Source organism: Mycobacterium sp. IEC1808 (assembly GCF_002101935.1).
Taxonomy (GTDB): Bacteria; Actinomycetota; Actinomycetes; order Mycobacteriales; family Mycobacteriaceae; genus Mycobacterium.
Window position 1 is genome coordinate 51,831 of record NZ_LQPV01000013.1, and the last position, 24,306, is coordinate 76,136.

Genomic DNA, 24,306 nt, shown 5'->3' on the forward strand with positions numbered 1-24,306 from the left:
CTTCGAGCACCCGGCGCTGGCCTCAGCCGCCGACGGTCAGGCCGACCTTCTGGAACTCCTTGAGGTCGCAGTAACCGGCCTTGGCCATCGACCGGCGCAGGCCGCCGACCAGGTTCAGGCTGCCGAACGGGTCGTCCGACGGCCCGCTCAGCACCCGCTCCAGCGGCGGCCGCTCGCCCACCGCGATCTGCAGCAACGCCCCGCGCGGCAGCGACGGGTGCGCCGCGGCGGCCGGCCAGAACCAACCACCCCCGAGCGCCTCGGCCGCCTCGGCCAGCGGCGTGCCCAGCACCACCGCATCGGCGCCACACGCGATGGCCTTGGCCAGCTCGCCAGAGGTGTGGATGTCGCCGTCGGCCAGCACGTGCACGTACCGGCCGCCGGTCTCGTCGAGGTATTCGCGGCGCGCGGCGGCCGCGTCGGCGATCGCGGTGGCCATCGGCACGCTGATGCCCAGCACCTCGTCGCTGGTCGTCACGCCCCGGGTAGAGCCGTAGCCGACGATGACGCCGGCGGCGCCGGTGCGCATCAGGTGCAGCGCGGTGCGATGGTCGAGCACCCCGCCGGCGACCACCGGCACGTCGAGCTCGGAGATGAAGGTCTTCAGGTTCAGCGGCTCGCCATCGCTAGCCACCCGCTCGGCGGACACGATCGTGCCCTGGATGACCAGCAGGTCGATCCCCGCCTGCAGCAGCACCGGCGTCAGCGCCTGGGCATTTTGCGGGCTGACCCGCACCGCGGTGATCACCCCCGCCTCGCGGATGCGCGCCACGGCCGAACCCAGCAGGTCCGGGTCCAGCGGCGCCGCGTGCAGTTCCTGCAGCAGCCGGATTGCCGCCGAGGGTTCGGGCTCCTTTTCGGCGGCCTCAAGCAGTTGCGCGATCTTGGCCTCGACGTCGGCGTGCCGGCCGATCAGCCCCTCGCCGTTGAGCACGCCCAGCCCGCCGAGCCGGCCCAGCTCGATCGCGAACTCCGGCGACACCAAAGCGTCGGTGGGATGGGCGATTACCGGGATCTCGAAGCGGTAGGCGTCCAGCTGCCACGCCGTCGACACGTCCTTCGACGAGCGGGTGCGCCGCGACGGCACGATGCTGATCTCGCTCAGTTCATACGTGCGACGGGCGACGCGGCCCATGCCGATCTCGACCATTGCCAGTTCGCTGTTCACCGGGCGAAATAGTTGGGCGCTTCGACCGTCATGGCGACATCGTGGGGGTGGCTCTCGCGCAGCCCGGCCGCCGTGATCCGGACGAACTGCGCCTGCTGCAGCACCTCGATGGTGGGCGAGCCGGTGTAGCCCATCGCGGCGCGCAGGCCGCCGGTGAGCTGGTGGATCACCGACGACAGCGGTCCGCGGAACGGTACCCGGCCCTCGATGCCCTCGGGCACCAGCTTGTCCTCGGAGAGCGCGTCGTCGGCGAAGTAGCGGTCCTTGGAGTAGGACTTGCCGCCGCCCGACCCGCCGGAGCCCCGGCCCGCCATGGCACCGAGCGATCCCATGCCCCGGTAGCTCTTGAACTGCTTGCCGTTGACGAAGATCAGTTCGCCGGGCGCCTCGGCCGTGCCGGCCAGCAGCGAGCCGAGCATGGCCGTCGACGCGCCGGCGGCCAGCGCCTTGGCGATGTCGCCGGAGTACTGCAGTCCCCCGTCGGCAATGACCGGCACACCGGCCGGGCGGCACGCCGCGACGGCTTCCAAGATTGCGGTGATCTGCGGTGCGCCGACGCCGGCCACCACCCGCGTCGTGCAGATCGAACCGGGGCCCACCCCGACCTTGACCGCGTCGGCCCCGGCGTCGACGAGCGCGGCGGCCGCGGCCCGGGTGGCCACGTTGCCGCCGATGATCTCGACGCGCTCGCCGACCTCGGCCTTGAGTTTGCCGACCATGTCGAGCACCAGCCGGTTGTGTGCGTGCGCGGTGTCCACGATCAGCACGTCGACGCCGGCGTCGACCAGCATCATCGCGCGGACCCAGGCGTCACCGCCGACGCCGACGGCGGCGCCGACCAGCAGCCGCCCGTCGCTGTCCTTGGTGGCCAGCGGGTGCTGTTCGGTCTTGACGAAGTCCTTGACGGTGATCAGCCCGGTCAGCCGGCCGTGCCCGTCGACGACCGGAAGCTTCTCGATCTTGTTGCGGCGCAACAACCCCAGCGCCGCGTCGGCGCTGACGCCCTCCTGCGCGGTGATCAGCGGGGCCTTGGTCATCACCTCGGCGACCTTCTTGGTCTGGTCCACCTCGAAGCGCATGTCGCGGTTGGTGATGATGCCGACCAGCGCGCCGTCGTCGTCGACGACGGGCAAACCCGAGATCCGGAACCGGGCGCACAGCGCGTCGACCTGAGCCAGCGTGTTGTCGGGGCGGCAGGTGACCGGATCGGTGACCATGCCGGCCTCGGAGCGCTTCACCATCTCGACCTGGCCGGCCTGCTCGGCGACCGGCAGGTTGCGGTGCAGCACGCCCATGCCGCCAGCCCGGGCCATAGCGATCGCCATCCGCGACTCGGTGACGGTGTCCATCGCCGAGCTGACCAGCGGCACCTTCAGCCTGATCTTCCTGGTGAGCTGGCTGGAGGTGTCGGCGGTGGCCGGGACAACATCGGAGGCCGCGGGCAGCAGCAACACGTCGTCGAACGTCAATCCGAGCATCGCGATTTTGTACGGGTTGTCGCCCCCGGTCGGCAGCGGGTCGTCGGCCAGTCCGGGGAGGTGGGGGTCGCGCAGGTACGGGCTGGCAACCAGGTCGGAGCTGTCTTCCAAATGGGACATGCCACGGGACATCGGTGGGGCCCTCCATACGCGCGCGGAGTGAGAAGCCCATCCTATCGGCTCGCACGGACAGCGGACCCGCTTGCCCGGGCGCCACGCGGCGCGCGTCTCCCTGCTGGCGCGATGACGGCCCGCCTGCGTAGTCTAGAGGCGTGCGTGACCACCTCCCACCGGGTTTGCCACCCGACCCGTTCGCCGACGACCCCTGCGATCCGTCGGCTGCGCTCGAAGCCGTCGAGCCGGGGCAACCCCTGGATCAGCAAGAGCGGATGGCGGTCGAGGCGGACCTGGCCGATCTGGCCGTGTACGAGGCTCTGCTGGCGCACAAGGGAATTCGCGGACTCGTGGTGTGCTGCGACGAATGTCAGCAGGACCACTACCACGACTGGGACATGTTGCGGGCCAACCTGTTGCAGCTGCTCATCGACGGCACCGTCCGCCCGCATGAGCCCGCCTACGACCCCGAACCCGACTCCTATGTCACGTGGGATTACTGCCGGGGATACGCCGACGCCTCGCTGAATGAAGCGACGTCAGACGCGGACGGGTTTCACCGCCGCTGAGCTAGGGCGTGTCGTCCGGCGCCGCTGATGGCGGCGTGGACGAGTGCCCGTGATGCCGATGCCGCCCGGACGACGGGCTCGTTGTGGGGCTCGTCGTCGAACTTGCTGATGGGCTCGGTGGGGTCGTAGTCGGCGCGGCCGGCGAAGTGGACGAAGCGGCCGGCGCCTTGGGCTTCGGCGCGGCCGGCGGCAGCGTCGCGTTCGGGTTGCGCGATTCGACCCGGGTGTTGAGCAGGTTCACCTCGTCCAACAGGTCGTTGCGGCTGGCCCCGTCGTTCATGGATTGCACCGTGCTGCTGACCTCGGCCAGCTGATTCTGCGCTTGGGTCCACTGGCCCTGGTCGATCATTTGCTGAACCTTGGCCAGTTCGGCCTTGGCCGACAGCTCGATCTGGCTGTCCTTGACGCGCGGCTGGTCGAAGAACATCGCGTGCAGGCCGTACAGCGTGTCGCCGGGGCGGGCCTCGACCACCATGGCCCCGAACCCGCTCAGCACCAGCAGCGTGGCGGCCACCGATCCGATCGCGGCGAGACCGCGGCGGGCACGCCGCCGCTCGGCCAGCCCGGCGTGCAGCGCCCCGACGGCCTCTTCCGGCGAAACCAGCGCGCTGGCCGGCGGCCAGCGCAGGTCGTCTCGCCAGTCGGCCAGCAGGACGGCCAGCGCGTCATCGTTGGGATCGTCGAGATCGACCGGCCGGCGCTCGGCCAACGCGTCGAGAAGCAAGTCGGTGCTGGCGAATTCATCCAGGGATTCAGGCATAGTCACCCGCCGCGACGATTTCGGACTTGAGCCGGGACAGCGCCCGGTGCTGGGCCACGCGGACCGCTCCCGTCGTGCTGCCGACGGCGGCGGCGGTCTCCTCGGCGGACAGGCCGACGACCACCCGCAGGATCAGGATCTCGCGCTGCTTGGACGGCAGGATCTCGAGCAGCTCGTTCATTCGGCTGACCGAGTCGGCCTCGATGGCCCGCTGCTCCGGGCCCGCGTCGGTCGACCAGCGTTCGGGAATGGTCTCGGCGGGGTAGGCGAGGTCACGACCGGCGGCCCGGTGCGCGTCGGCGACCTTGTGGGCCGCGATGCCGTACAGGAAGGCCAGGAACGGGCGTCCCCGCTCGCGATAGCGCGGCAGCGCCGTGATGGTGGCCAAGCACACCTCCTGAGCCACGTCGTCGGCGCTCAGACCACCCCGCGCGACCGTGCCGACTCGCGCGCGGCAATATCGGACGACGATCGGACGGATGGTCTCCAGCACCTCCCGTAGGGCGTTTCGGTCCCCCGCCACGGCCTCCGCGACCACAGCGTCGAGACGTTCCCCTTGAATTGTCATCGACGGCGGTTGCTCCAACGTTACGAACGGGACACATCGCGGGCTAACTAACGCAATGACAATAACGGGCCGAAGGCCGTTTCAAGCGGAACGCCACGCGCCCCCGGCGCGCCGCACCTGGCCTGCGCAGATATCGCGAATTTCACGCAGCTTTTGTGTTGAAAACGTGACACTTTCGATGTCGATCAGCAAGCAAGCCAGCGCCCATCGAAGCGGGATCAGGTTGGACCGGCCGGTGGCGTCCAGCGCCGCCTCGGCGACCGCGCGGGCGCGCTCGACGCGGCCGGCGCTGCACAGCGCGGCGGCGAGCACCACGTCGCTCTTCACCCGGTGCCGCACCGACGAAACGACCATCGCCTCCGCCAGCCGCACGGCCTCCTCGGCGTGACGCACGGCCGACGCACCTTCCCCGGAGGCCATCGCCAACTCAGCGGCCACCCATCCCCGGCGCACCGGGAGCCGGTCCGGGACCGCACCCAGGTACACGCGGCCCAACAACGTTGCCGCGGCGGCGAACCGGCCGATGCCCAGCGCGTCGGCCGCCAGCCCGATCAGCGCATCGGCGCGCGCCTCCGCGTCCGCCCCGGCCAACGCGAGCGCGCGGCCGTCCCAGCCCCGCGCCAGTTCATGCCAGCCGAGCTGGCGCAGGAACGAGCCGTGCGTGCTGTGCGCCAGCGACGTCCACCGGCCGCCGGTGCGTCGCAGCTCCGCCAGGTCGTGGTAGGCGCTGCCATAGCGGCCCTGCCCGCCCGCCGCGACGGCCCGCCACCACAGTTGCTGCGGCGTGCCCGCCGCCGGCAGCGGCCAGGTTCCGGGTTGGTCCCCGAAGGCGGCGGCGGCCAGTGTGCTCTTAATCACCGAAGTGTGACCAGTTTCAATCACAGTGATAGTAGTAAACACTTCGTGCTGTTCTTGTTACCGAGCTGTTAATCGCCATGAGCTGCGTACTAATTGCTCCCCCCACTGTCTTGCGCGCTGAGCTGGGAAATCACGGTCCGGTCAAGCGCCTGGTAGCACGGTCTTTGGTCAACAAAAGCGTGGCACATGAACGGCGAGTTAATTCTCTTACAACGCTTACATATTTTGGCGACCTAAGTGGCTATTGACGGAAATTCGCCGCCCACCCTAAGTTCTACTTCGACGGGTAGTCAGCGGTGACCCCACTCGAAAATCGGTTGCACAATCGCTTGTCCGACGCTTCGCGAACCTGAACTTCTGGGCGTGCCGTGCAGAGAGGGAACGATCCAATGCCACAGCCGGAGCAGCTACCTGGCCCCAACGCCGACATCTGGAACTGGCAACTGCAAGGCCTGTGCCGCGGCGTTGACTCGTCGATGTTCTTCCACCCCGACGGCGAGCGCGGCCGCGCCCGCATGCAGCGCGAGCAGCGCGCCAAGGAGATGTGCCGGCGGTGCCCGGTGATCCAGGAGTGCCGGTCCCACGCGCTGGAAGTTGGTGAGCCGTACGGAGTTTGGGGCGGCCTGTCGGAATCCGAGCGCGACATGCTGCTGAAGGGCGACATCGGCCGCAACCGCGGGATCCGCCGCTCCGCCTAGTGCACCCCGGCGCCCAACAGGCCGCCGGACACGATCATCACCGCGAGCCACGAGGCTATCCCCGCGCATCCCAGCACGGCGCCGGCGATGGCCGATCCCCGAGGCTGGCTGTCGCGGTTGGCGCGGTCCAGCGCGACGAAGCCCATCGCCGCGCCGACGAGCGAAAGAACGATGCCGAGGCCGCAGTGGGCGTGCAGGAGAAGGCCGGCGATGCCCATCATCACCGAGTAGCGCGCCTCCGACTTGGCCTGCGCGGACGGTAGCTCCGTAGTCGTCATTTCTTTCCTCCTGCCTCGCTCTTGGTCCCGAGCGTGCCGTGCGGGGCTTGGCGAATTCTGGACAGTTCCTTGGCCCGCCGAATTTGCCGGGTGAACAATTCGCGGCCGCCGTACGTGTCCTAGAGGTGGGCCGCGCGCCGCAGGCCGGCCGTGGTCCGATCGGCACGTCGTCGAGACCCGCTGCGCCGCGTCGGTTCACCCACTCCACAGGAGGAGTGCCGTGGCTGAACGGTCACACAATTCTTTTGATCAGATCCGAACCACACTTGGACGACAGCGGTGGTTGGATCGGCCGAGCTACCGCCTCGAGCACGCGCTGACCTTCCTGTTCGCGGCCATGGGCCGGCATCGGGATCGGGTCGGCAACGCGCTGCACGGCACCTGGCTCGGCCATCCGCTGCATCCGGCGCTGACGTCGGTGCCGACCGGGGCGGTGACGACGACGGTCGCGATGGATGCGGCCGGCCTGCTTCCCGGTCGCACCTACCGCGACGCGTCGCGGTTCGCGCTGGGCGTCGGAATCGTCGGCAGGCTCGGCGCGGCCGCCACCGGCGTGACGGACTGGCAGCACACCCACGAGCAGTCGCGCCGCATCGGCCTGGTGCACGGCGTGCTCAACGCGGTCGCGACGGGGCTGTACGCGGCGTCGTGGTGGGACCGGCGCCGGGGCCGTCAACTGCGCGGAATGGCAAGCAGCGCTTTGGGTTACGGCCTCACCCTCGGTAGCGGCTATCTGGGTGGGACGCTGGTGTACGGGGAGGCGACCGGCGTCGATCGCTCCGGTGACCGCCTGGCCGGGGACCACTGGACGCCGGTGCTGCCGGCGGCCGCCCTGGACGGCCAGCCGCAGCGCGTCGACGTCAACGGCGTCGGCGTGGTGCTCTACCGCAGCGACGGCCGGGTGCTGGCCGTCGGCGAGCGCTGCCCGCACCTGGGCGCCCCGATGGGCGACGGCTGGATCGACCGCGACCGCATCGTCTGCCCGTGGCACGGTTCGAGGTTCGCGTGCGAATCCGGGGAGGTGCTGCGCGGGCCCGCGACGGCGGCGCTGCCGAGCTACCCAGCGCGCATCCGTGACGGGCTCGTCGAGGTCCGGGGGACGGCGAAATGAATGCCTACGACGTGCTTTTCGAGCACCACAAGGTCCTGCGCGGGCTTTGCGAGAAGATCACCGCGATAACGCCGGACACCGAAGAACGGCAACGTGCCCTCGACGAGTTGCTGGTCGAGCTCGACATCCACATGCGCATCGAGGACGACCTGTTCTATCCGGCGGTGTCGGCGGCAACCGAGCTCGTCGCGATCGCCCATGCCGAACACCGCCAGGTCTGGGATCAGCTCACGGTGCTGCTGCGCACGGCGCCGAGCGCGCCGGAATATGAGGACGAGTGGCGCTCGTTCGTCACCGTGCTGGACGCCCACGCCAGCGAGGAAGAGCGCGACTTGTGCCCGGCCTCAATCGATTTGAGCGAGGATATGCTCGAGGCGCTGGGAAACCGGATGATCGAGCGCATCGCCGAATTGCGTCGATCGAGCATCCACCGGCTCCGCGTCCGCGGGCGCAAGGCCCTACTCAGCGCGCTGGGAGGATAACCGCTCAGAGGTTCGTCGGCGCGCCCAGCGCGCCCGGCGTGCGCGGAACGCGGCCGGTAAGCAGGTCGTGCATCCGGGTGGCGTCGTGTGCGGCGGCGGTGGCGGCCCGCAGGTGCCACTCTTCGCCGTCTTCGGTGTAGGCGACCATCTGCCGGGCCGCGAAGCTGTAAAGCGACTGGATCATGGGCAGATTCCTCTTGCCCGCCACGTCGGCTATCCACAGGTAGCTCGACGCCTGCCGGAGCGCTTCTGTCAACTGCGGTTCGGAGACCACCCGACCCACGCTCGCACATGACGCGGGTGCGAAGCACCGGCCACGGCCCGGCTCATATACCTCTCATATCTTTGTTCGGCGGTTTGATATTGGCTCATCGGGGTAGGCCCAGCCCATGAAACGGGAAATGGCCTTTGCGGTCGCGGCACTCACCGCGACCATCGCGCCATTGGGCGCATGCGCAAACCAGGGCGGTAACCAGTCCACCACGTCACCGTCCTCGAGCGCGGCGGCGGGCGCCGAGCGGATGACCACGCAGTTGAAGAGCGCCGACGGCACGCAGGTCGCCACCGCCACCATCGACTTCACGAGCGGCTACGCCACGGTGACGGTCGAGGCGGGCCCGAATCAGGTCCTTACCCAGGGCTTCCACGGGCTGCAAATCCACGCCGTTGGCAAGTGCGAGGGCGGGGACTTCAGCTCCGCCGGCAGCGTCTATCAGGCGCCGGGGCACAGCGGCTACCCGGCCAGCGGCGACCTGACCGCGCTGCAGGTGCGCTCCGACGGCTCGGCGAAACTCGTCACCACCACCAACTCCTTCACCGCCGCGGACCTGAGAAACAGCTCGGGCACCGCGCTGGTCATCCACCAGGCCGCCGACAACCTCAGCGGCACGTCCAGCGGTGATTCCGGTAAGCGCCTGGCCTGCGGCGTGATCACCGCGGCGGCCGCGACGACGACGTCGTCGACCACGGAGACCACGACCGTCACCACGGTCACGACTGCCGTGCCCCCGCCGTCCGCCAGCACGAGCACCAGCACGAGCACCGTCACGGTCACCAGCACCCCGACCACCACGCCGAGCTACACCTGGACGACCCCGCCCAGCCTTCCTCCGCGCTGACGCGAGGCTAGCCGTGGACGAACGTCACCGTGTCGTCGAGCGGCGCGCGACCGGTGCGCACGTAGCCGACCGCCGGGTCCTCGTACCCGATTGACATGCCGCAGAACAGGATTAGCCCATCCGGGGGCGAAACGATCTCCGCGACGGTCTTGCGATACACCGACCACGCCATCTGCGGGCAGCTGTGCAGTCCTTCGGCGCGCAGCAGCAGCATGACGGTCTGCAGGTACATGCCGACGTCGGCCCATTGGGGCCGGCCGAGGTCGCGGTCGATGTAGCAGAACAGGGCGGCGGGCGCGCCGAAGCACTCCCAGTTCGCCGAGGCGGCCCGCTGACGGGCCTCCCAGTCCTCGCGCTCAATGCCGAGCGCGCTGTAGCGCTCGTGGCCGAAGGCGGATCGGCGTTCGCGGTAGGGGGACTTCAGGTCGTCGGGGTACATCTCGTACTCCCGCTCGTCCCAGGGGTCGCGAGCGGCCACGCGTTCACCGGCGCGTTTCTTGAGCTCGGCCAGCAGCGCACCGGTCACCACGTAGGAGTTCCACGACTGGAGGTTCGATCCAGACGGCGACCACGCCGCCGCGGACAGCACCCGCTCCAGCACCTCCCTCGACACCGGCTCGTCGGTGAATCCGCGCACGGCTCGTCGGGTGGTGACTGCCTCGTATACGTCCACGGTCGCTCCCCCTGGTCGGCTCCGTTGCCAACCATAGGGGCCCTTGGGTCAGCTCGCGCCCGCCGCGATCACCTCGTCCACTTCGAGCGCCCGGTCGGCCATCTCGGCGTGCGCCTTGTCCAGCGCCTCGGCCTGATCCTCATCGGCCTTCATCAGCGCCTCGATGTTGGAGCATGCTAGGTCGAGGACGCCCATCTCCGTGAAGGCCTTCTGCACCTTGTCGCCCCACAACCCGATGTCCTTGACGATCGGCACGATCCGGCTGAACAGGTGGGAGCGGAACTGCACCATCAGCGGCGACGTGTCGACCCACTCGGCACAAGCTTTGGCGTCGAGGCCGAGGGTTTCGAAAACCTCCTCGCCGCGGAACCGGTCGCGCATCAGGTAGCAGGCGTCCACGACGAACTCTTCACGCTCGTCGCGCTCGGCCTCGGTGAGCGCGGAGTAATAGTCCTTCAACGAGATTCGGCCGAAGGCCACGTGTCGGGCCTCGTCCTGCATGACGTAGGCCAGCAACTGCTTGGCCAACGAGTCCGGCGGCGCCAAGTCGCGCAGCGTCCCGAAGGCGGCGAGTGCGAGCCCTTCGATGAGGACCTGCATGCCGAGATACGGCATGTCCCAACGCGAGTCGCGCAGGGTGTCGTCCAGCAATTGGGTCAGGTTCTTGTTGATCGGATAGACCAGACCGACCTTCTCCTGCAGGAACCGCGAGAACGCCTCCACGTGCCGGGCCTCGTCCATGGTCTGGGTGGCCGCGTAGAACTTCGCGTCCAAGTCCGGGACCACCTCGACGATCTTGGCCGCGCACACCATTGCCCCCTGCTCGCCGTGCAGGAACTGGGAGAACTGCCAGGCCTGGGAGTGCCGGCGCATCTCGGCGCGACGCGATTCGTCCGCCGCCTCCCACACCGGACTGCCGAACAGCGGATGGAACTCGTCGGGCAACCCGACCGGGTTCATCGGGTCGACGTCTTGCGCCCAGTCGATGCGCGACTGGGCATCCCACTGCTTGTCCTTTCCCTTTTGATACAGGGAGAGGAGCCGGGCGCGGCCCTCGTCGTACTCCCAGGTGAAGCGCGCATCGCCGGCACTGGGGACCGCCCACGAGTAGGGCTCGGGGACGGCCGTGTACTTGTCCCTCGTGGTCATGACTTCTCGCCTCTCCGCCAGGTATGACCAGTGGTCATATGACGAGTATCACACTGCACCGCGGATGGCAGCTCGTCAACCCTGACGCGCTGAGCGTCGCCGGCGGCCCACCGCTCAGACACCTACCGTATTGGGCGCACGGCTGGCCAGAATAATCGGAAGAGCCGCTCCCGCCACCCGTCGGCAACCTGCCCCGTACGCGCCTGCTCGGCAATGTATGCGCCAACGATCGCGTCAATGAGCGTCGCGGTTTCAATGTCGGCGCGCATGGCCCCCTTGGCTTTGGCGTTGTCGACAACGGCCGTCAGTTTGGCCCGTTGTTCGACGAGAAGCTGTCGGAACGCCGTCGTGAATTCGGGGTCATCCTCGGTCAGCAGTGCTGCAAGACCGCCGAGTCCAATGCCGCTCTCGACGGCCTCGACCGCGTGATCGATCAGCCACCGTAGCTGATCGGCCGCGTCTTTCCGAGGGTCCAGCGGCGCCGGAGCCGCCAGCTTCGACAGAGCGCTCGACAACATGTCCCGCCGATTGGGGTGTCGCCGGTAGATCGTTGTCTTCGCAATTCTGGAGTGGCCGGCAACCGCCTCGACAGTGACGGCGCGCGGGCCGCCGGTTCGCAACAGATGCAGCGTCGACTCCGCGATGGCTTCATCGACGCGGCGCTGCGGCCCCATTGCATGTCCTCCGGTCAGCCCCTCGGGAATAAACGTGTCCACTCGTACGCTACGCTATACGTAGCGATCGCTACGCTACGCGTATCGTATCGAAATGTGTCGGATGCCTTTGAAAGGAGAAGCTATGAACGTCTCGTCTCGCATTACCTCAGGAACCGCGTCGGCCGTGGGTTATCTGCTGCTTCTCATGGCGTTCGCCTCGCTCGGGTTGTTCGTTGCGGCCCTGGCGACCGGCAGCGGACTTGCCGCGATCTTCGGCAGTGGTTTGATCGTCTGCCTAGCCGGTTCCGTCACCGCTTTCCGGGCGGCATCTCACAAATTAGCCCGGTCGGGCGTGTTGGCCGAGGCCACAAGCCCTGTCAGCATCTTTTCGACCCCGCTGCGCCAGGATCAGATCGATCGGTACCTCGAGAACTACCGAGGCCAGCGCGAACACCTTGCCCCGCCCCGAACGGCCGTCATCGCCATAGCCGACTCGGCCCGCCAGACCAGCCCCGAGCGCCGCGAACCGGCGCTGCTATCGGCATGAACGGGATCGCACCGGACGAAAACACCCCCGGCCGATTGACCGGGGGTGGTTCGTTACCGGGTGTTTCTAGTGGTGGTGATGGCCGTGGCCGTGGCCGTGGTCTTCCTCCTCGGCGGGCTTCTCGACCACCGCGGTCTCGGTGGTGAGCACCATCCGGGCCACCGACGCCGCGTTGACGACGGCCGACCGGGTCACCTTGACCGGGTCGATCACGCCGGCGCCGAGCAGGTCGCCGTATTCCAGCGTCTCGGCGTTCAGGCCCTGCCCGACGGGCAACTCGCTGACCTTGTTCACGGCGACCGAGCCGTCCAGCCCGGCGTTGGTGGCGATCCAGTACAGGGGCGCCGCCAGCGCCGTGGAGAACACGTCGACGCCGAGCGCCTCGTCGCCGCTGAGCGTTGCGCGCAGCTCCTGCAACGCCTTTCGGGCGTGGATAAGCGCCGTTCCGCCGCCCGCGACGATGCCCTCCTCGACGGCGGCCTTGGCGGCCGCGACGGCGTCCTCGACGCTTTCCTTGCGCTCCTTGAGCGCCGTCTCGGTGGCGGCACCGACCTTGATGACGGCCACGCCGCCGGCCAGCTTGGCCAGCCGCTCCTGCAGCTTCTCGCGATCCCAGTCGGAGTCGCTCTTCTCGATCTCAGCGCGCAGCTGCTTGACGCGGTTGGCGACCGCCTCCTTGGAGCCGCCGCCCTCGACGATGATCGTGTCGTCCTTGCTGACGACCACGCGGCGGGCCGAGCCCAGCACCTCGGCGCCGACCTCGCGCAGCAGCAGGCCGGCGTCGGGGTTGATCACCTGCCCGCCCGTGACCACCGCCAGGTCCTCGAGGAACGCCTTGCGGCGGTCACCGAAGAATGGCGCCTTGACCGCAACGGCCTTCAGCGTCTTGCGGATCGAGTTGACCACCAGCGTCGCCAGGGCCTCGCCCTCGACGTCCTCGGCGACGATCAGCAGCGGCTTGCCCGATTCGGCGACCTTCTCCAGCATCGGCAGCAGGTCGGGCAGCGAGCTGATCTTCTCCTGGTGCAGCAGGATCAGCGGGTCGTCGAGCACGGCCTCCTGTGAGTCGAAGTCGGTGACGAAATACGCCGACAGGAAGCCCTTGTCGAAGCCGACGCCCTCGGTGAACTCCAGCTCGGTGTTCAGGGTGGAGGATTCCTCGACGCTGACGACGCCGTCGGCGCCGACTTTGGTCATCGCCTCGCCGACCAGCTCACCGATGTGCGGGTCGCGCGACGACACGGTCGCCACCTGCGCGATCCCCTCCTTGCCGGAGACCGGGGTGGCCTCGGCCAGCAGCGCCTCGGACACCGCGTCGCCGGCCTTGCCGATCCCGACGCCCAGCGCGATCGGGTTGGCGCCGGCGGCGACCATGCGCAGCCCGTCCTTGACCAGCGCCTGCGCCAGCACGGTCGCGGTGGTGGTGCCGTCGCCCGCGACGTCGTTGGTCTTGGTGGCCACCGACTTCACCAGCTGGGCGCCCAGGTTCTCGAACGGGTCCTCGAGGTCGATCTCGCGCGCGACGGTGACGCCGTCGTTGGTGACTGCGGGCCCGCCGAAGGCCTTGGCCAGCACCACGTGCCGGCCGCGCGGGCCCAGCGTCACCCGGACGGCGTCGGCGAGCTTGTTCACGCCGGCCTCCATGGCGCGGCGCGCGGTTTCGTCGTACTCAATAACTTTGCTCATCAGGCTCCTTCACAACGCATGCCGCCCCGGAAATCACCCGCGGGGTGCGCGGGGATCGCCGGGGCGGAACACGGTCCTTACTTGGATACGACAGCCAGCACGTCGCGCGCGGACAGGATCAGGTACTCCTCGCCGTTGTACTTGATCTCGGTGCCGCCGTACTTGCTGTAGATGACGGTGTCACCCTCCGAGACGTCCAGCGGGATCCGCTTCTCGCCGTCCTCGTCCCACCGGCCCGGGCCGACTGCGACGACGGTGCCTTCCTGCGGCTTCTCCTTGGCGGTGTCAGGAATGACCAGACCGGACGCGGTCGTGGTCTCGGCCTCGTTGGCCTGCACGAGAATCTTGTCCTCGAGTGGCTTGATGTTCACCTTCGCCACGATTGGAGCCCTCCACTAGTTAGATCGGGCCGGAGCCTTCGCCCCGGACATGTGTTAGATCCGGGTCCGGGGCATTCGCCCCGGCCGGATTATCAGTTGACCCAGCATCCATCCGTGCCCTCGCGCCGTCGTCGCGGGTGCCGACACAGGGGCTTGGCCGATTGCCACCTAGCACTCTATACATGCGAGTGCTAGCACTCAAGGGCGCCATGGTGCTTCTCGCCCGCCGGCGTGTCCGCGCTGAGCGAACGTCAGCCCACCTGGGCTTTTACCACCGGCAGGCCGGGGTCGCTGGGGACGTCCAGCGGCGACGGCGCCGCGCCCGCCGCCACCAGGTGCGCGGCGAAGGCGGCGATCATCGCCCCGTTGTCGGTGCACAGCCGGGGCCGGGGGATGCGCAGCTCGAGGCCGGCCGCCGCGCAGCGCTCGGTGGCCAGCTCCCGCAATCGCGAATTCGCGGCCACTCCCCCGGCGATCAACAGCGTCGAGACGCCGAGCTGGCTCGCCGCGCGCACCGCCTTTCCGGTGAGCACGTCGGCGACGGCTTCTTGGAAGCCGGCGGCGACGTCGGCGGTGGCCGCGTCGGGGCGGCTTTCGACGTAGCGCGCGACGGCGGTCTTGAGCCCGGAGAAGCTGAACGCGTACGGGTCGTCGCGGGGACCGGTCATGCCGCGCGGGAACGGGATGGCATCGGGATCGCCGGTGCGGGCCAGGTCGTCGAGCACCTTGCCGCCCGGGTAGCCCAGCCCCAGCAGCCGCGCCACCTTGTCGTAGGCCTCGCCGGCGGCGTCGTCGACGGTGCTGCCCAGTTCGACGATCGGCTCGCCGAGGGAGCGCACGTGCAGCAGGTGGGTGTGCCCGCCCGACACCAGCAGAGCCACGCACTCGGGCAGCGGTCCGTGTTCGTAGACGTCGGCGGCCAGGTGCCCGCCCAGGTGGTTCACGGCGTAGAACGGCACGTCCCAGGCGGCCGAATACGCCTTGGCCGCGGCCACTCCCACCAGCAGGGCGCCGGCCAGCCCGGGCCCGATGGTGGCCGCAACGACGTCGGGCTTGTCGAGCCCCGCCGTCGCCAGCGCGCGGCGCATGGCCGGGCCGAGCGCCTCCAAGTGTGCGCGCGAGGCGATCTCGGGGACGACGCCGCCGAAGCGGACGTGTTCGTCGACGCTGGACGCCACCTCGTCGGCGAGCAGGGTCACGGTGCCGTCCTCGTCGAGGCGCGCGATCCCGACTCCCGTTTCGTCGCAGGAGGTTTCGATGGCCAGGACGATCATCGGCCCTCCCGCCGCATGGTGTACGCGTCGGCGCCGCTGACCCGGTAGTAGCGCTTGCGCAGGCCGATCTGCGCGAATCCCGCGCTGCGGTAGAGCCCGATGGCCGCCTCGTTGTCGGTGCGGACCTCCAGGTAGACGACGCCGCCGCCGGCGAAATCGAGCAGGTCATCGAGCAGCCGCCGGCCGATGCCCCGGCCCTGATAGGCCGGATCCACCCCGATGGTGTGCACCTCGTACTCGAAGGGCGGGACGCGCCCCAATCGCGAGATGCCGGCGTAGCCGACCAGGATGTCGCCGACCCGGGCGGCCGTGTAGTGGTTGTGCTTGGCGGCGAGCTCGCGGTTGAACGCCACCGCGGGCCACGGGTCGTCGCCGGGGAACAGCACCGCCTCCAGCTCGGCGCAGCGCTCGGCGTCGGCGGGTGTCAATGCGCCGATGGTCACGGGCTCGCTGCACGCGGTCATCGGGGTGCCGCCAGGGGCTTGGCGTCGGGGCGGCGCAGGTACAGCGCCACGAGCGGCAGTGGGCGCTCGGACCAGTCGGGTACCGCCGCAACCAGGCCCGCCGGCGTCGGGTGCGCCGGCCCGCAGACCGGCAGGCCGAACAGGGCGGCGTGCTCGGGCGAGCCGGCGACCGCAGCGGCGTTGCCGGGGTCGACGTCGGCGGGGGCATTGACGCCGGGACCCGCCATGCGGAACCCGTCGCGATACCGGGCCCAGTAGACCTCGCGGCGGCGGGCGTCGGTGACCACCAGCACGTCGCCGGTGGTGCGCACCCCGATGGCGTCCAGGCTGCACACCCCGCGCACCGGGATGCCCAGCGCGTGCCCGTACGCGGCGGCGGTGGCCATCCCGGCCCGCAGGCCGGTGAACGGGCCGGGTCCGCAGCCCACGACGACGGCGTCAAGGTCGCCCATGGTCAGCCCGGCGTCGGCGAGGGCGGCCAGCGCGTTGGGGGTCAGCCGTTCGGCGTGCGCGCGGGCGTCGTGGGTGACCCGCTCGGCCAGGACCGTCAGGTCCTCGAGTCGTACGACGCCCGCCGTCACGGCGGGGGTGGCGGTGTCGAGCGCAAGCACGTTCACGAACGCCCCCACTCCCAGGTCGCGATCCGCACGTCGGAGTGGCTGACCCGCTCGAGCCGGACGTCGAGGTGGCGCTCCGACAGCCGTTCGGCCAGGCCCTCGCCCCACTCGACTACGACGACCGCGTCATCGAGATCGGTGTCGAGGTCCAGCGAGTCCAGCTCGCCCAGCAGGTCGGCGCCGCTGTGATCCAGCAGCCGGTACATGTCGACGTGAATCATCGCGGGCGCGCCCGGCCGCCGCGGCGGGTGCACCCGCGCCAGCACATACGACGGCGACGTCACCGGGCCGTCGACGTCCATCGCCGCGGCAATCCCCTTGGCCAGCACCGTCTTTCCCGCGCCGAGCGGACCGGAGAGCACCACCACGTCACCCGCGCGCAGCTGCCTGCCCAGCCGCGAGCCCAGCGCGACGGTGTCCTCGACGCGCTCACACGTGGCCGTGCCCCCGTCAACCCGCGGCGATCGCAAGCGCGGCGAAGCCGGGCGCGGCGGGTCGACGCGATCAGCCATTGCGCCGCAACCTTTCCCGCAGTCGCCGGTATCGCAGCGCCATCTCGCCCGGCACGGCCCGGTGGACGAGCCGGACCAGCCCGTCGTTGATGGCCTCGGGCTTGTCCAGCAGCGCCAAATGGCTGGCCCCGGAGACGATGACCAGCTCGGAGCGCGGCAGCGAGGCCGCCATCTTCCGCGAGTATTCGTCCGGGGTGAGCAGGTCATGGTCGCCGCACGCGATCAGGGTCGGCACCTTGAGCAACGTCCACAGCCCGGCGGTCTCGTCGTGTTTTTCCAGGGCATCCAGAAAGCCGACCATGGTGTCGATCGGGGTGCCGTTCATCATCCGCTGGGAGAACGCGTCCAGGCTGCGGCTGACCTGCAGGTCGCTGTACGACGCGGCCCGCAGGATCGGGCCGATCAGCGACCGCGACACGTTGCGGCCGCGGTGCATCAGCTTGGGCGCGGACCGGGCCGTGAACCGAAATGCGTCCAGCGCAGGGTTTTTCAGGATCTCGCCCAAAGGCGACCGCGTCACTCCCTCGGCCGCGGAAGAGATGATCGCGGCGCCGACGATCCGCTTGCCGTACTGGCCGGGGAACTGGCGCGCGTGCGACAACACCGTCATGCCACCCATCGAGTGGCCGACCAGCACCACCACCCCGTTGGGGGCCACGGCCCTCAGCACGGTGTCGAGGTCCTCGCCCAGTCGGGTGAGGTTGTAGGTTTCGGGCGCGCCGGCGCCGGATCGCCCGTGGCCGCGCTGGTCGTAGAACACCATCCGGACGGGCGGGGCCAATCGATTCGGCAGCCGGGTGCGCTGGAAATGGAAGGCGCCCATGCGCAGGCAGAATCCGTGGACGAAGACCATGGTCACCGGCGCGTCGGGCGGTCCGGCCTCGCGGACCGCCAGCGGGACCCCGTCGGGCGTGGTCACCACGTAGGCGCGGTCGTTGTCGATCGTGTCGAAATCCTCGTCGGCGTAAGGGTCTTCGAGCAGGGTCGCGCGCTGGGTCATCGAGCGGCGGGCGGAGGCTCCGACGATGGTGGCGACGGCGGTCACCCCGGCCCCTCCCGCAAGCCAGGCTCTGCCCTTCTGCCGCCTGCGGGTTTTGTCAGGGCTCAATGGTTTCGGCCTCGCGATAGGTCCTGGTGATCCGCCCGCGCGGGCTGGTGACCACTTCGTAGTGGATGGTGCCGAGCAGGTCTGCCCACTCTTGTGCGGTGGGCTCGCCCCGGGTGCCCGGCCCGAACAGGATCGCCTCGTCGCCCTCGGCGACGTCGAGCGGCCCGGGACCGAGGTCGACGACGAACTGGTCCATGCAGATGCGTCCGGCACCGGGGCGTCGCCTGCCGTTGATCAGCACCTCCAGGCGCCCACCCAGGGAGCGGAACACGCCGTCGGCGTACCCGATCGGCATCAGCGCCAGGTTGGTGTCGCATTGCGCGGTCCAGGTGTGCCCGTAGGACACGCTGTCGCCGGCGCGAATCGATTTGACCAGCGCGACAGCACATTTCACCGTCATCGCCGGGACCAACCCCATGTCACCGAGCTGGGGCACCGGGCTCAGGCCGTACACCGCGATGCCGGGACGCACCAGGTCGAAGGCCAGGTCGGGGCGCGACATCGTGGCCGACGAATTGGCCAGGTGCGCGACCTCGAACCGCAGGCCCTCGGCGCGCGCCTGCGCGAGCATGTCGGAAAACCGTTGGGCCTGAACGTCGTTGATGGGGTTCTCGGGCTGGTCGGCGAACACCATGTGCGACATCAGCCCGCGCAGCCGGATGGCGTCCTCGGCGACGGCCTGGCGCAGCGCGGTCAGCATCGCCGGGTAGTTCGCCGGGGCGACGCCGTTGCGGTTGAGCCCGGTGTCGACCTTGACGGTCACCGTCGCCGTGCGTCCCGTGCGGCGCACCGCGTCGGTCACCTCGTCGAGCTGACGCACCGAGGACACGGCGATCTCCACGTCGGCCAGCAGCGCGGGTCCGAAGTCGATGCCGGGCGGGTGCAGCCACGCCAGCACCGGCGCGGTGATCCCGTCGGCGCGCAGCGCCAGGGCCTCGTCGACGGTGGCGACCCCTAGCTCGGCCGCCCCGGCCGCGAGCGCCGCGCGGGCGACCCGAGTCGCGCCGTGGCCGTAGCCGTCGGCCTTGACCACGGCCATCACCCCTGCGCCACCGGCGTGCTCGCGCAGCACCCGCACGTTGTGCGCGATGGCGCCCAGGTCCACCACGGCCTCGGCGAGGACCCCGGGCGTCAGGGAGATCGGCGTAACGGCGGCGGGCCCTTTCATGGCCCCCATTGTCCCAGAACCCTTCGCGGGGAAGCGCGCCTCGCCCCCAGCCGTTACGGCAGTCATCCGCTCGGGGCGGCCCGCGATGTGCCCGGTTGTCGCTCTGAGGCGGGCACAAGAGACATCTCTCCCGAGCCGGGGCCAATGTGACGGATGTGACAAGCAGCGAGGCTCAGTGCGCGAAGTGCTGGGCGTCGTAGTGCCCGGCGGGCTTGACCTTGTCCAGCGACGCCAGCGCGTTGCGGGCGTCGTCGTGCAGCGCGCGGGCCAGGTCGGCGGAGAGCCCCTCACGCACCACGATGCGCAGCACCGAGATGTGGGTGGCGTTGTCCGGCATGGTGTAGGCGGGCACCTGCCAGCCGTAGCCGCGCAGCTCGTGGGAGACGTCGAACTCGGTGTAGCCGCGGTCCCTGGCGAGCCGGAAGCTGACCACCGGGATCGCCGAGCCGTCGGAGATCAGCTCGCAATGGTCCGTGTCGCGCAGTTGGTCGCCCAGCCAGCGCGCGGTCGACGACAGGCTCTGCATGACCTTGGTGTATCCCTCGCGGCCCAGCCGCAGGAAGTTGTAGTACTGGCCGACCACCTGGTTACCGGGGCGCGAGAAGTTCAGCGTGAAGGTCGGCATGTCGCCGCCCAGGTAGTTGACCCGGAACACCAGCTCGTCGGGGAGGTGCTCGGCGCTGCGCCACACGACGAACCCGATGCCGGGATACGTCAGCCCGTACTTGTGGCCGCTGACGTTGATCGACACCACCCGGGGCAGTCGGAAATCCCATTCCAGGCCCGGGTGCAGGAACGGCACCACGAAGCCCCCGCTGGCAGCGTCGACGTGCACCGGGACGTCCACGCCCCCGCCGGCCGCCAGCTTGTCCAGCGCCGCGCAGATCTGGGCGATGGGTTCGAGCTCGCCGGTGTAGGTGGTGCCCAGGATGGCCACCACGCCGATGGTGTCCTCGTCGACGGCGTCGACGACCTGCTCGCGGGTGATGACGTAGCGCCCCTCCTCCATCGGCAGGTAGCGCGGCTCGACGTCGAAGTAGCGGCAGAACTTCTCCCACACCACCTGGACGTTGGAGCCCATCACCAGGTTTGGCGTGCGCTTCTCCCAGCCCTTTCCGACCTTCTGTCGCCAGCGCCACTTTAGCGCCAGCCCGCCCAGCATCACCGCCTCGCTGGAGCCGATCGTCGACACCCCGATTGCGCTGGACGGGTCGTCGTCCTTGAGGTCCTCGGCGTGGAACAGATCGGCCACCATGCACACGCAGCGCTGTTCGATGGCCGCGGTGGCCGGGTATTCGTCCTTGTCGATCATGTTCTTGTCGAAGGTCTCGGCCATCAGCTTGCCGGCCTCCGGATCCATCCAGGTGGTCACGAACGTCGCCAGGTTCAGCCGGGAACTGCCGTCGAGCATCAGCTCGTCGTGGATGAATCGGTAGGCGGCGTCGGGATCCATCGACTCCTCGGGCAGCCGCAGCGCGGGCACCGGCGCGGTGAACATTCGGGTGGTGTAGGCGGGGGCGATCGAGTGCGCCGGCACGGACGGATGGCTGCGGGACACGGCGGGTCCTTTCTGGTTGGTGCTACAGGTCGGCCAGTGCGGCCCGGATGTGCGGGACGATTCGCGACGCCGACGTCGGCGCCTCGCCCGGGCCCGGGTCGGCGGCCGAGAGCGCGGCCGCGCGCGCGTGCGCGAACGCCGCGGCCGCCGCCGCCTCGGCCGCCGGCAAACCGGACGCCAGCAGCGCGCCGATCATCCCCGAGAGCACGTCTCCGGAACCGGCCGTGGCCGCCCAGGACTGCCCGGCCGGATTGAGATAGACCGGTCCGCCGGGGTCGGCGATGATCGTGACGTTGCCCTTGAGCAGCACGGTGGCGCCGAACGTGTCGGCCAGCTTCCGGCACGCGGCCACCCGGTCGTCGCCGGGCGGATTCCCCGCCAGCCGGGCGAATTCACCCGCGTGCGGGGTCAGCACCGTGGGCGCGGCGCGGCTCATGACGAGCTCGGGGTGGGCGGCGAGGATGGTAAGCGCGTCGGCGTCGACGATCACCGGAAGGTCGCTCTCCAGCGCGAACCACAGCGCCGCGGCCCCGGTTTCGTCGGTGCCCAAGCCCGGCCCGACCACCCACGCCTGCACCCGCCCGGCCGCGGCCGGCGTGGGCGACGCGATCACCTCGGGCCACTGCGCCAGTACCTGCGTGTGCGCGCTGCCCGCGTAGCGGACCATGCCGGAGGTGGCGGCCACGGCGGCGCCGGTGCACAGGACGGCGGCGCCGGGGTAGGTCGACGAGCCGGCCATCACGCCCGTCACCCCCTGGGTGTACTTGTCGTCGTGCGGTCCGGGCACCGGCCAGCGCGCCGCGACGTCGGCGGCCTCGAAACCCAGCACGTCGGTCTCGGGCAGGTCCAGGCCGATATCGATCAGCTCGACGCGACCGCAGTCGGCCAGCGCGTGCACGGGTTTGAGCCCGCCGAAGGTGACGGTCAGCGCCGCGTGTACCGCGGGGCCGGTGATCGCGCCGGTGGCCACGTCGATGCCGCTAGGGATGTCGACGGCGACCACCGGGATCCCCTCGGCGGCCGCGAACACTTCGGCCGCCGCCGGTCGCAGCGGGCCGGAGCCGGAGATCCCCACAACGCCGTCGATGACGAGATCGGTTGCGGGCGACACCCTTTCGACGACGCGACCGCCGGCCTTGCGGAACGCCGTGAGCCCCTTGCGGTGGGTGCGCTCCGGGTTGAGCAGCACCGCGTCGGCGGCCGCCCCGCGGCGGCGCACGAAGGTCGCCGCCCACAGCGCGTCGCCGCCGTTGTCGCCCGAGCCGACGACCGCGCACACCCGCCGGCCGGCGACCCCGCCCGCGCGGGCGGTCAGCTCGGCGATGATCGCGGTGGCCAGCCCGAAGGCCGCGCGGCGCATCAGCGCGCCGTCGGGGAGGCTGGCCAACAGCGGCGCTTCGGCGTCGCGGATGGCGTCTACGGAGTAGTAGTGCCGCATCAACGCAAGCATTCCATGCCCTAGGCGCGCCGGGCGAACGCCTCGGTCAGCCATGCGGTCATCGCCTCGGCCAGCGCGACGCGATTCTCGCGCTTGGTGATCTCGTGGCCGTCGTCGGCGAACGACAGGTAGCGCACCTCGCGGCCCGCGCGCCGCAACGCGTCGACGATCTGTTCCGATTCGCTGACCGGGACGTTGGTGTCGTGCGCGCCGTGCACCACCAGCAGCGGCGCGGTCAGGGCGGCGACCCGGCGCAGCGGCGAGAGCCGCTCCAGCAGCTCGCGGTCGTTGACCGGGTGGCCGTACTCCGGGTAGGCGGCCTCGGCGATCCACGGCTCGGTGTTGCGGTAGAACGTGGTCAGATCGCTCATGCCACAGATGGTGACGCCGGCCGCGAACAGGTCCGGGTGAAACGTCAGGGCCGCCATCGTCAGGTAGCCGCCGTAGGACCAGCCCGCACACGCGATCCGCCCCGGGTCGGCCAGTCCGTTGTCCACCAGGAAGCCCACGCAGTCGGCGACGTCGTCGATGGCCGCGAACCGCTTCCCCTTGTTGTCGGCGTGCACGAAGCTGCGGCCCAGCCCGCCGGAACCGCGCACGTTCGGCGTCAGCACGCTGATCCCGGCGTCCAGCAGCTCGGGGAAGATCTCGCTGTAGTCGGGCCGGGCCTGGCCCTCCGGGCCGCCGTGCAGGTAAACCAAAGCGCTCGAACAGTTTTCGCTCGCCCGGTACAGCCAGGACGGCAGCTGCAGGCCGTCGCGGGCGGTGATCGTCTCGAGCGACGGCCGGGCGGCCAAGCCCGAGGCGATCGGGCCGCGACTGGGTTCTGAGTCGATGAGTTGCCATGCCCGGGTGCGGGTGTCGAACAGCTCGACGGTTCGCGGCATCGCCGGGCCCTGCACGGTCATCGCCACCATCGAGCCGCCGGCGCTGATGGTCAGCTCGCCGGCGACGTCGCCGGGCAGCGGGATCGGTTCGGCCAGCGAGTAGTCGGTGTAGTGCAGGATCTGTAACTCGCTGCGGCCGTGCAGGTTCCACAGCAACGCGACGGTGGACATGTCGTCGCTGACGACGAACTCGTCCAGATCGCAGTCGGGCCGCTCGGCGACCACGAAGTAGCTCACCCCGTCCAGCGTGGCGATGACCTCCACCAGCCGGGCGTGCTCGCAGCCGTTGTCGCTGATGAGCAAGGCCCGGAAGTACCCGTCGCCGCCCGCGCCCGGACGATACAGCCTGGTCAGCTCGCCGGTCGGGCCGTAGCGCAGGCGACGCGGATGGTGGTCGTCGAGGATGACGCCCTTGGCCGTCACCGAGCCGGGATCCGAAGGCAGCAGCGCGATTTCGGTGTCCCCGTGCAGCATGACCATCTCCTGGTAGCCGCGCGGCCCGACCCGGATCAGCGCCGCCCCGGCCCACGCGTCGACGAGCCGGGCGCCGGAACGGCGGTCTAGCACAACGCAATCGCCGTCGGCCGGATCGATCAGGCACGACTGCCCGACCCCGTCCTCGCCGGTCAGGATCGCGGCCACCCGGGTGCCGTCCCACCCGATCAGCTCGGCGGTGCCGGCCTCCTCGCGGTCGATGCGCCAGGCCATCCGGTCGTCGGGATCGGTGGTGACGACCCAGATCTGCCGGCGGGTGAAGCCTTCCGGGGCCACCTCGCAGGCCAGCCAGTGCCCGTCCGCGGAATGGATCACCCGCGAGACCGGGCCCTGGACCGGGAGCTCGACGTTGCGCGACGAGCTGGCCCGGCGGCCGCGCAGGAAGCGCTGCACCGCATGGGGATAGCCGCCGTCGTCGACGAGGTGGGCGAACGCAGTGGCGTCGGGGGACAGCGACGCGCCGTAGAGCGCGCGTACCTGCCGCCCCATCGC

At 70.0% G+C, this 24,306-nt stretch carries 27 protein-coding genes; 6 read left to right on the forward strand and 21 right to left on the reverse strand.

Going from position 1 to position 24,306, the window contains the following annotated elements; all coding sequences use genetic code 11:
* Positions 1 to 22 precede the first annotated feature (22 nt).
* Positions 23 to 1,150 (reverse strand): GuaB3 family IMP dehydrogenase-related protein, encoded by a 1,128-nt coding sequence (locus AWB92_RS08410; RefSeq protein WP_085184952.1) that lies wholly within the window; start codon positions 1,148 to 1,150, stop codon positions 23 to 25.
* Positions 1,151 to 1,164: 14 nt separating this feature from the next.
* Complete coding sequence (gene guaB, locus AWB92_RS08415) at positions 1,165 to 2,778, reverse strand: IMP dehydrogenase (RefSeq protein WP_085184918.1); 1,614 nt, start codon at positions 2,776 to 2,778, stop codon at positions 1,165 to 1,167.
* A 140-nt stretch (positions 2,779 to 2,918) separates the two neighbouring features.
* On the opposite strand from guaB, the gene AWB92_RS08420 reads away from it, so the two are divergent.
* Positions 2,919 to 3,329 carry a DUF5319 domain-containing protein gene (locus tag AWB92_RS08420; RefSeq protein WP_066933952.1) on the forward strand — a complete coding sequence of 137 codons (411 nt, stop codon included), beginning with the start codon at positions 2,919 to 2,921 and terminating at the stop codon, positions 3,327 to 3,329.
* Between the two features lies 1 nt (position 3,330).
* Here the strand turns inward: AWB92_RS08420 and AWB92_RS08425 are convergent, their stop codons facing one another.
* The 3 genes from AWB92_RS08425 to AWB92_RS08435 form a co-directional block, all read right to left on the reverse strand.
* Positions 3,331 to 4,089 (reverse strand): anti-sigma-D factor RsdA, encoded by a 759-nt coding sequence (locus tag AWB92_RS08425; protein WP_085184919.1) that lies wholly within the window; start codon positions 4,087 to 4,089, stop codon positions 3,331 to 3,333.
* Complete coding sequence (locus tag AWB92_RS08430; protein ID WP_085184920.1) at positions 4,082 to 4,657, reverse strand: sigma-70 family RNA polymerase sigma factor; 576 nt, start codon at positions 4,655 to 4,657, stop codon at positions 4,082 to 4,084. The genes AWB92_RS08425 and AWB92_RS08430 overlap by 8 nt, the downstream gene beginning before the upstream one ends.
* 81 nt (positions 4,658 to 4,738) lie before the next feature.
* Positions 4,739 to 5,539, reverse strand: a complete 801-nt coding sequence (locus AWB92_RS08435) for a hypothetical protein (protein WP_085184921.1) — start codon at positions 5,537 to 5,539, stop codon at positions 4,739 to 4,741.
* Between the two features lie 365 nt (positions 5,540 to 5,904).
* Between AWB92_RS08435 and AWB92_RS08440 the strand changes: the two genes are divergently transcribed.
* Positions 5,905 to 6,213, forward strand: coding sequence for a WhiB family transcriptional regulator (locus AWB92_RS08440; protein ID WP_067009583.1), 309 nt, complete (start codon positions 5,905 to 5,907; stop codon positions 6,211 to 6,213).
* Here AWB92_RS08440 and AWB92_RS08445 read toward each other — a convergent pair.
* On the reverse strand, positions 6,210 to 6,491 hold the full coding sequence (locus tag AWB92_RS08445; protein ID WP_085184922.1) for a hypothetical protein: 282 nt from the start codon (positions 6,489 to 6,491) through the stop codon (positions 6,210 to 6,212). The genes AWB92_RS08440 and AWB92_RS08445 overlap by 4 nt on opposite strands.
* Positions 6,492 to 6,816: 325 nt before the next feature.
* Here AWB92_RS08445 and AWB92_RS08450 point away from each other — a divergent pair, with 325 nt between their 5' ends.
* Both AWB92_RS08450 and AWB92_RS08455 read left to right on the forward strand, forming a co-directional pair.
* Positions 6,817 to 7,602, forward strand: a complete 786-nt coding sequence (locus AWB92_RS08450; RefSeq protein WP_085184953.1) for a Rieske 2Fe-2S domain-containing protein — start codon at positions 6,817 to 6,819, stop codon at positions 7,600 to 7,602.
* Positions 7,599 to 8,084, forward strand: a complete 486-nt coding sequence (locus tag AWB92_RS08455) for a hemerythrin domain-containing protein (protein ID WP_085184923.1) — start codon at positions 7,599 to 7,601, stop codon at positions 8,082 to 8,084. Before AWB92_RS08450 ends, AWB92_RS08455 begins: the two co-directional genes overlap by 4 nt.
* A gap of 4 nt (positions 8,085 to 8,088) precedes the next feature.
* Here AWB92_RS08455 and AWB92_RS08460 read toward each other — a convergent pair whose 3' ends face one another.
* Positions 8,089 to 8,340 (reverse strand): hypothetical protein, encoded by a 252-nt coding sequence (locus tag AWB92_RS08460; protein ID WP_142282002.1) that lies wholly within the window; start codon positions 8,338 to 8,340, stop codon positions 8,089 to 8,091.
* Between the two features lie 133 nt (positions 8,341 to 8,473).
* Here AWB92_RS08460 and AWB92_RS08465 point away from each other — a divergent pair, with 133 nt between their 5' ends.
* Complete coding sequence (locus AWB92_RS08465; RefSeq protein WP_085184925.1) at positions 8,474 to 9,202, forward strand: superoxide dismutase family protein; 729 nt, start codon at positions 8,474 to 8,476, stop codon at positions 9,200 to 9,202.
* Between the two features lie 7 nt (positions 9,203 to 9,209).
* On the opposite strand, the gene AWB92_RS08470 is transcribed toward AWB92_RS08465, so the two are convergent.
* The 3 genes from AWB92_RS08470 to AWB92_RS08480 form a co-directional block, all read right to left on the reverse strand.
* Entirely contained in the window at positions 9,210 to 9,875 is a 666-nt protein-coding gene (locus AWB92_RS08470) for a nitroreductase (RefSeq protein ID WP_085184926.1), read from the reverse strand.
* Positions 9,876 to 9,923: 48 nt separating this feature from the next.
* Positions 9,924 to 11,024, reverse strand: coding sequence for a ferritin-like domain-containing protein (locus tag AWB92_RS08475; RefSeq protein ID WP_085184927.1), 1,101 nt, complete (start codon positions 11,022 to 11,024; stop codon positions 9,924 to 9,926).
* 122 nt (positions 11,025 to 11,146) lie between these two features.
* The gene (locus AWB92_RS08480; protein ID WP_085184928.1) at positions 11,147 to 11,698 is read right to left on the reverse strand and encodes a TetR/AcrR family transcriptional regulator C-terminal ligand-binding domain-containing protein; all 552 of its coding nucleotides are present in this window, start codon (positions 11,696 to 11,698) and stop codon (positions 11,147 to 11,149) included.
* A 124-nt stretch (positions 11,699 to 11,822) separates the two neighbouring features.
* Between AWB92_RS08480 and AWB92_RS08485 the strand changes: the two genes are divergently transcribed.
* Positions 11,823 to 12,227, forward strand: coding sequence for a hypothetical protein (locus tag AWB92_RS08485; RefSeq protein ID WP_085184929.1), 405 nt, complete (start codon positions 11,823 to 11,825; stop codon positions 12,225 to 12,227).
* A 66-nt stretch (positions 12,228 to 12,293) separates the two neighbouring features.
* On the opposite strand, the gene groL is transcribed toward AWB92_RS08485, so the two are convergent.
* The 11 genes from groL to AWB92_RS08540 all read right to left on the reverse strand — a co-directional run bounded on the left by groL (position 12,294) and on the right by AWB92_RS08540 (position 24,303).
* On the reverse strand, positions 12,294 to 13,913 hold the full coding sequence (groL, locus tag AWB92_RS08490) for a chaperonin GroEL (RefSeq protein ID WP_085184930.1): 1,620 nt from the start codon (positions 13,911 to 13,913) through the stop codon (positions 12,294 to 12,296).
* 77 nt (positions 13,914 to 13,990) lie between these two features.
* Positions 13,991 to 14,293, reverse strand: coding sequence for a co-chaperone GroES (gene groES, locus AWB92_RS08495; protein ID WP_007167930.1), 303 nt, complete (start codon positions 14,291 to 14,293; stop codon positions 13,991 to 13,993).
* 251 nt (positions 14,294 to 14,544) lie between these two features.
* Complete coding sequence (gene tsaD / locus AWB92_RS08500) at positions 14,545 to 15,567, reverse strand: tRNA (adenosine(37)-N6)-threonylcarbamoyltransferase complex transferase subunit TsaD (RefSeq protein ID WP_085184931.1); 1,023 nt, start codon at positions 15,565 to 15,567, stop codon at positions 14,545 to 14,547.
* Positions 15,564 to 16,031: a ribosomal protein S18-alanine N-acetyltransferase gene (gene rimI, locus AWB92_RS08505; RefSeq protein WP_085184932.1), complete on the reverse strand. Its 468-nt coding sequence runs from the start codon at positions 16,029 to 16,031 to the stop codon at positions 15,564 to 15,566. Before rimI ends, tsaD begins: the two co-directional genes overlap by 4 nt.
* Entirely contained in the window at positions 16,028 to 16,648 is a 621-nt protein-coding gene (tsaB, locus tag AWB92_RS08510) for a tRNA (adenosine(37)-N6)-threonylcarbamoyltransferase complex dimerization subunit type 1 TsaB (RefSeq protein ID WP_085184954.1), read from the reverse strand. Before tsaB ends, rimI begins: the two co-directional genes overlap by 4 nt.
* Complete coding sequence (tsaE, locus tag AWB92_RS08515; RefSeq protein ID WP_085184933.1) at positions 16,645 to 17,160, reverse strand: tRNA (adenosine(37)-N6)-threonylcarbamoyltransferase complex ATPase subunit type 1 TsaE; 516 nt, start codon at positions 17,158 to 17,160, stop codon at positions 16,645 to 16,647. Before tsaE ends, tsaB begins: the two co-directional genes overlap by 4 nt.
* Positions 17,153 to 18,205 carry an alpha/beta hydrolase gene (locus AWB92_RS08520; protein WP_173817379.1) on the reverse strand — a complete coding sequence of 351 codons (1,053 nt, stop codon included), beginning with the start codon at positions 18,203 to 18,205 and terminating at the stop codon, positions 17,153 to 17,155. Before AWB92_RS08520 ends, tsaE begins: the two co-directional genes overlap by 8 nt.
* 52 nt (positions 18,206 to 18,257) lie before the next feature.
* On the reverse strand, positions 18,258 to 19,436 hold the full coding sequence (gene alr / locus AWB92_RS08525) for an alanine racemase (protein ID WP_085184935.1): 1,179 nt from the start codon (positions 19,434 to 19,436) through the stop codon (positions 18,258 to 18,260).
* 172 nt (positions 19,437 to 19,608) lie between these two features.
* Positions 19,609 to 20,994, reverse strand: a complete 1,386-nt coding sequence (locus AWB92_RS08530; RefSeq protein WP_085184936.1) for a glutamate decarboxylase — start codon at positions 20,992 to 20,994, stop codon at positions 19,609 to 19,611.
* Positions 20,995 to 21,016: 22 nt separating this feature from the next.
* Positions 21,017 to 22,432 (reverse strand): NAD(P)H-hydrate dehydratase, encoded by a 1,416-nt coding sequence (locus AWB92_RS08535; RefSeq protein WP_085184955.1) that lies wholly within the window; start codon positions 22,430 to 22,432, stop codon positions 21,017 to 21,019.
* Positions 22,433 to 22,452: 20 nt separating this feature from the next.
* Positions 22,453 to 24,303, reverse strand: a complete 1,851-nt coding sequence (locus tag AWB92_RS08540) for an alpha/beta fold hydrolase (protein WP_085184937.1) — start codon at positions 24,301 to 24,303, stop codon at positions 22,453 to 22,455.
* Positions 24,304 to 24,306 lie beyond the last annotated feature (3 nt).

Coding starts and splice junctions, on each gene's coding strand:
- AWB92_RS08485 (WP_085184929.1), top strand. CDS start 11,823: ATGAACGTCTCGTCTCGCATTACCTCAGGAACCGCGTCGGCCGTGGGT.
- groL (WP_085184930.1), bottom strand. CDS start 13,913: ATGAGCAAAGTTATTGAGTACGACGAAACCGCGCGCCGCGCCATGGAG.
- tsaD (WP_085184931.1), bottom strand. CDS start 15,567: ATGATCGTCCTGGCCATCGAAACCTCCTGCGACGAAACGGGAGTCGGG.
- alr (WP_085184935.1), bottom strand. CDS start 19,436: ATGAAAGGGCCCGCCGCCGTTACGCCGATCTCCCTGACGCCCGGGGTC.
- AWB92_RS08425 (WP_085184919.1), bottom strand. CDS start 4,089: ATGCCTGAATCCCTGGATGAATTCGCCAGCACCGACTTGCTTCTCGAC.
- guaB (WP_085184918.1), bottom strand. CDS start 2,778: ATGTCCCGTGGCATGTCCCATTTGGAAGACAGCTCCGACCTGGTTGCC.
- AWB92_RS08410 (WP_085184952.1), bottom strand. CDS start 1,150: ATGGTCGAGATCGGCATGGGCCGCGTCGCCCGTCGCACGTATGAACTG.
- AWB92_RS08455 (WP_085184923.1), top strand. CDS start 7,599: ATGAATGCCTACGACGTGCTTTTCGAGCACCACAAGGTCCTGCGCGGG.
- AWB92_RS08540 (WP_085184937.1), bottom strand. CDS start 24,303: ATGGGGCGGCAGGTACGCGCGCTCTACGGCGCGTCGCTGTCCCCCGAC.
- tsaE (WP_085184933.1), bottom strand. CDS start 17,160: ATGGCTGATCGCGTCGACCCGCCGCGCCCGGCTTCGCCGCGCTTGCGA.
- AWB92_RS08475 (WP_085184927.1), bottom strand. CDS start 11,024: ATGACCACGAGGGACAAGTACACGGCCGTCCCCGAGCCCTACTCGTGG.
- AWB92_RS08445 (WP_085184922.1), bottom strand. CDS start 6,491: ATGACGACTACGGAGCTACCGTCCGCGCAGGCCAAGTCGGAGGCGCGC.
- AWB92_RS08440 (WP_067009583.1), top strand. CDS start 5,905: ATGCCACAGCCGGAGCAGCTACCTGGCCCCAACGCCGACATCTGGAAC.
- AWB92_RS08465 (WP_085184925.1), top strand. CDS start 8,474: ATGAAACGGGAAATGGCCTTTGCGGTCGCGGCACTCACCGCGACCATC.
- AWB92_RS08535 (WP_085184955.1), bottom strand. CDS start 22,432: ATGCGGCACTACTACTCCGTAGACGCCATCCGCGACGCCGAAGCGCCG.
- AWB92_RS08480 (WP_085184928.1), bottom strand. CDS start 11,698: ATGGGGCCGCAGCGCCGCGTCGATGAAGCCATCGCGGAGTCGACGCTG.
- AWB92_RS08430 (WP_085184920.1), bottom strand. CDS start 4,657: ATGACAATTCAAGGGGAACGTCTCGACGCTGTGGTCGCGGAGGCCGTG.
- rimI (WP_085184932.1), bottom strand. CDS start 16,031: ATGACCGCGTGCAGCGAGCCCGTGACCATCGGCGCATTGACACCCGCC.